Here is a 5,152-nt window from a genome sequence, read left to right as displayed (position 1 = left end):
TGCGCCTCGAACAACCCCGGAAGCGTGCCCCCTTCGACCCCCACCGCCGTGTCGTTCCACTCCACCAGAACACGCCGACGCTCAACCGCGTCCAGCACCTCGACCGCACCCAGCGCGACCTCCGGACCACCCTCCAGCGCCACCTCCAACGCTGACACCAAGCCCTCGACGGCCCTGCCCACCAGCGCGACGACCGCCATCGGGTCGACGGGCGCGACGGCGTCCACCGCCGTGCGGATGGCTCGTCCGTTGTCGTCGACGTTCACCGCGAGCGGGTAGTTGGTGGCGTCCCGGGAGAGCAGGGTGCGGATCCCGCCCGACTCGCTCTCGGCCGGTTGCTGTGTTGCCGCCGCTTGGTCGTCCGACTGGTCGGCGGCGTGGCGGTAGTTGAGGAAGGAGGTGAAGAGCGGTGCGCCGCCGGTGAGTCCACTGGCCTGCTGGGCCAAGGCGAGCGGCGCGTTCTCGTGTTCGAGGAGCTGCGCCAGCTGGCCGCGCATCGCGGACACCGCGTCCAGGACTCCGAGTTCGTCCGTGCGCACCCGTACCGGGAGCGTGTTGATGAAGGGGCCGGGGACACGTTCGGCGCCGGCTCCGGCGTTCATCCGGCCGAACAGGACCGTGCCGAACACGACGTCGTTCCGGCCGCTGACCGCGCCGATCACCCGGGCCCAGGCGACATGCATCAGGGTCGCCACGCTGGCACCCAGCCGGCGTGACACAGAGCGCAGCCGCGCCTCCAGTTCGGGAGCCAGCGCCTGGGAGGCGCGTTCGGCCTCGGCACCGACGCCGCGCACGTCCGTCAGGCCGTACGGAGCCGTCGGTTCGGTGACGTCACCCAGCAGCTCGGCGAAGAAGCGTTCGTGCTCCGCGCGCGGGATGCCGCCGCGGACCTGCGCCACGAAGTCGCGGAACGGCAGCGGTTCCGGTAGTTCGTCGGCGCGGCCGGTGAGGAAGGCGTGGATCTCGTCCAGCAGCACCGACAGCGCGGTGTGGTCCTGCACCATGTGGTGCACCCGCACCAGGCCGAGCTGGCGGCCGTCCGGTCCGGCGGCCGTGTGCAGCTCGACCAGAGGTGCCCGGGACAGGTCCATGACCCGTCCGACCGCCTCGGTCAGTTCGGCCACCGGATCGCCGCCCCGCGGGTCCAGCGGCACCTCGTGCACCGGGAGTACGGCCTTGCGCCACACCACCTGTACGGGCTCACGCAGGCCGTCCCAGACGATGCCGGTGCGCAGGATGTCGTGCCGGTCCAGGACCTGCTGGAGCGCCTCGGCGAAGCGGTCGAGCAGTTCGCGTGAGCCGAACTCCAGGACATTCGGCTGGACGTAGACGTCGTCGCCGCCGTCAGCGAGCAGGTGGTGGTAGAGCAGGCCGTCCTGGATCGGGGCGAGCGGGTAGATGTCCGCGATGTTCGCGGCACCGCCCTCGACGGTCGCGACGACGCGGTCGATCTCCTCGGCGGTGAGGTCGGCCAGGGTGAGCATCTCCGGCGCGATCGCGGTCGCGCCCGCCGGGATCAGGTTCTCGGGCACCTCCACCTGCCGTACGCCGCCCGAGCGGGCCAGGCCGGCCGGGGTCGGGCTGTCGAACAGCGCCCGCACCGACACCGACACGCCCTGCGCCTGCACCAGGCTGATCAGTCTGACGGCGAGCAGGGAGTGGCCGCCGAGGGCGAAGAAGTCGTCGTCGACGCCGACGCGGTCCAGGCCGAGCACCTGCGCCAAGGCGGCGCAGAGGATCTCCTCGCGGACGGTGGCGGGGCCACGGCCGGAGCCGGGGGCGAGGTCGGGTGCGGGAAGGGCCTTGCGGTCGACCTTGCCGTTCGCGGTGAGTGGCAGCTCCTCGAGGACGACGAAGGCGGAGGGCACCATGTAGCCGGGCAGCTCCCGGCCCAGCTGCGCCCTGACCTCCACGACATCCAGCTCCGCCGGGCCGGTCTGCGGAACCAGGTAGGCGGCCAGCAGCGCGTCACCGGAGATGCCACGGCGTACCGCCGCCACCGCCCGGGCCACGCCCTCCTGGCGTTCCAGGACGGCCTCCACCTCGCCCAGCTCGATCCGGAAGCCGCGCACCTTCACCTGGTCGTCTACCCGGCCCAGGCACTCCAGCTCTCCCCGCGCGTTCCAGCGAGCCAGGTCCCCGGTCCGGTACATCCGCTGTCCGGTCGTGAACGGCGAGGCCACGAAGCGCTCGGCTGTCAGGCCCGGACGGCCCGCATAGCCGCGCGCCAACTGCGCACCCGTCAGATACAGTTCGCCCGCCACACCGACCGGTGCGGGGCGCAGCGACTGGTCCAGCACATACGCCCGGGTGTTGGCGAACGGCCGGCCGACCACGACCGTGCCGCCCGTCACCTCGGCCGAAGTGGCCCAGACCGTCGCCTCGGTCGGCCCGTACAGGTTCACCGCGGTGATCCCCAGCTCCACGAACCGCTGCGCCAGCTCCTGCGGCAGCGCCTCACCGCCGACCAGCGCCCGGACACCGGCCGGCCAGTCGCCCACGTCGAGCAGGGCCCGCCACAGGGACGGCACCGCCTGCAACACCGTCGCACCCGACGAGACCGCCAGCCCTGCCAGCGCGGCCGGATCGCGCACCACGGCCCGCGCCGCCATAACCACCGACGCCCCGCAGACCAGCGGCAGGAACAGCTCCAGAGCCGCGATGTCGAAGGACACCGTGGTCACCGCCAGCAGCCGGTCCTCCGCTCCCGGCTCCACCCGCTGCCCCACACCGAACAGGTGGTTGACCAGCGCGCCGTGCGGGACCATGACGCCCTTGGGACGACCTGTGGAACCCGAGGTGTAGATGACATACGCCGTGTTCCCAGGAGCCACCGCCGTGCCCGGGCGCCCATCCGCAGCCTCGGCCAGGTCCCTCACTACGGACGGCTCGTCGACGACGAGCACCGGCACCTCGGCCGGCACCACGCCCGCAACCGCCGACTGCGAAACCACCAGTGGAACACCCGCATCCGAGAGGACGAAGGCGATCCGCTCAGCCGGGTATTCCGGATCCACCGGCAGATACGCCGCCCCGGCCTTCGCCACCGCCAGCAGCGCCACCACCAGGTCGACACCGCGCTCCATGACCACGCCGACCACGGACTCCGGACCGACACCACGCCCGGCCAGCAGCTGCCCCAACCGGTTCGCGCGCGCATCCAGCTCCGCGTACGACACCTCCGCACCCTCGAACACCACCGCCACCGCATCAGGCGTCCGCGCCACCTGCGCCTCGAACAGCGCCGGCAACGTGGCCGTCGTAACCTCCGCCGCCGTGTCGTTCCACTCCATCAGCACCCGACGACGCTCAGCCGCGTCCAGCACCTCGATCGCGCCCAGCGCGACCTCGGGTCCACCGTCCAGCGCCGTCTCCAACGCCGACACCAGCTGCTCGGTGGCGGTGCGCACCAGCACGCCGACCGCCTCCGCGTCGATCGCCTCGACCGCGTCGACGGTCAGCGCGAGGCCGTCGCCGTCGTCGTCCACGGCGACCCCGAGCGGGTAGTTGGTGCGCTCGCGCGCGTACAGCAGGCGGATGCCCTGGCCGTCCTGCTGTTCCTCGGCCGACCGCCCGTCGGCCGCCGGCTCCTCGGCCGGCTGCTCCTCGCCCCGGCCGGGGTTGTGGCGGTAGTTGAGGAAGGCGGTGAACAGCGGCGTCTCACCCGCGAGTCCGCCGGCCTGCTGGGCGGTCGAGAGCGAGGCGTGCTCGTGCTCCATCAGCCGGGCCAGCTGGGAGCGCATCTGCGACACCGCCGTCAGGACCCCGGTGTCGGCCGTACGGACGCGCACCGGAAGCGTGTTGATGAACGGGCCGGGCACTTGGCCGACTCCTGCCCCGCCCGTCATCCGGCCGAACAGCACGGTCCCGAAGACCACGTCGTCCCGGCCGGACATCGCCCCGACCGCCCGGGCCCAGGCAACGTGCAGGACGGTCGCCGCGCTCACGCGCAGCCTGCGGGCGACCTCGCGCAGCCGGCGCTCGGACGCGGGCGGGAAGGGCACCACCCGCCGGGTCACTGACGCGCCGTCGCCGTGCACCTCGGTGACACCGAACGGCGCGGTGCTCTCGTCCAGGTCGCCCAGCAGGTCGGTGAAGTACCGCTCGTGCGAGGCAAGTTCGGCCTCGTCGCGGGAGTGTGCCACGAAGTCCCGGAAGGGCAGCGGCTCGGGCAGGTCGGCGGCCCGGCCGGTGAGGAAGGCCCCCACCTCGGAGAGCAGCAGCTCCAATGCCGTGTGGTCCTGCACCAGGTGGTGAATGCGGATCAGCGCCAGCCGGCGGTCCGTATCCGGCACGGCGGCCCGGTGCACGGTGATCAGGGGGGCCCGGCCCAGGTCCATGGACAGGCCCACGGCCGCGATCAGGTCGGCGGCCAGGTCCTCACCGTGCGGGTCGAGGGTGACGTCGACGACCCGCATCGGTGCGCGGCGCCATACGACCTGGACGGGCTCGGGCAGTCCCTCCCAGACAAGGGAGGTCCGGAAGATGTCATGCCGGTCGAGGACGCTCTGGAGCGCTTGCACGAACGCGTCGAGCCTGGCCGGTGTGTCGAACTCCAGCACCGCAGGCAGGACATAGGCGTCGTCGCCGCCGTCGGCCAGCAGGTGGTGGAAAAGCAGACCCTCCTGCAGCGGACCGAGCGGGTAGACGTCCGCGACGTTGGCCGCGCCGCCGTCCACGCCCGCGACGACCCGCTCGATCTGCTCGGGCGTGAGGTCGACCAGCGGCAGCATCTCCGGGGTGATCGTGGTCGCGTCGGCGGGAATCGTGTTCTCCGGCACCTCGGCCCGCGTGGCGCCCGCCGCGAGTGCCAGCCCGGCCGGGGTCGGCGTCTCGAAGAGCGCCCGCACCGGCAGCACGACGCCCTGCGCGCGCAGCCGCTCGACCAGCCGGATCGCCAGCAGGGAGTGGCCGCCGAGGGCGAAGAAGTCGTCGTCCACGCCGACGCGCTCCAGCTCCAGAACCTCGCCGAAGACGGCGCAGAGCAGCTCCTCGCGTGCGTTGGCGGGGCCCCGCCCGGTGCCCGCCGGGTAATGCGGCGGCGCGGGCAGCCGTTTGGTGTCGACCTTGCCGTTCGCCGTCAGTGGCAGTTCGTCGAGCAGCATCACGGCGGCCGGCACCATCGACTCCGGCAGCTGCTCCCGCACGAACG

At 72.6% G+C, this 5,152-nt stretch carries 1 protein-coding gene; it reads right to left on the bottom strand.

Annotated features, from left to right (window positions below):
• Positions 1-5,152, bottom strand: a 5,152-nt coding sequence (locus tag ABT300_RS41125) for a non-ribosomal peptide synthetase (RefSeq protein WP_351687447.1), incomplete at both ends; no start/stop codon positions are given.

It is taken from the genome of Streptomyces sp. NPDC001027 (assembly GCF_040299045.1).
In the GTDB taxonomy this organism is placed as follows: Bacteria; Actinomycetota; Actinomycetes; order Streptomycetales; family Streptomycetaceae; genus Streptomyces.
This window is presented reverse-complemented; position numbering and strand designations above follow the sequence as displayed.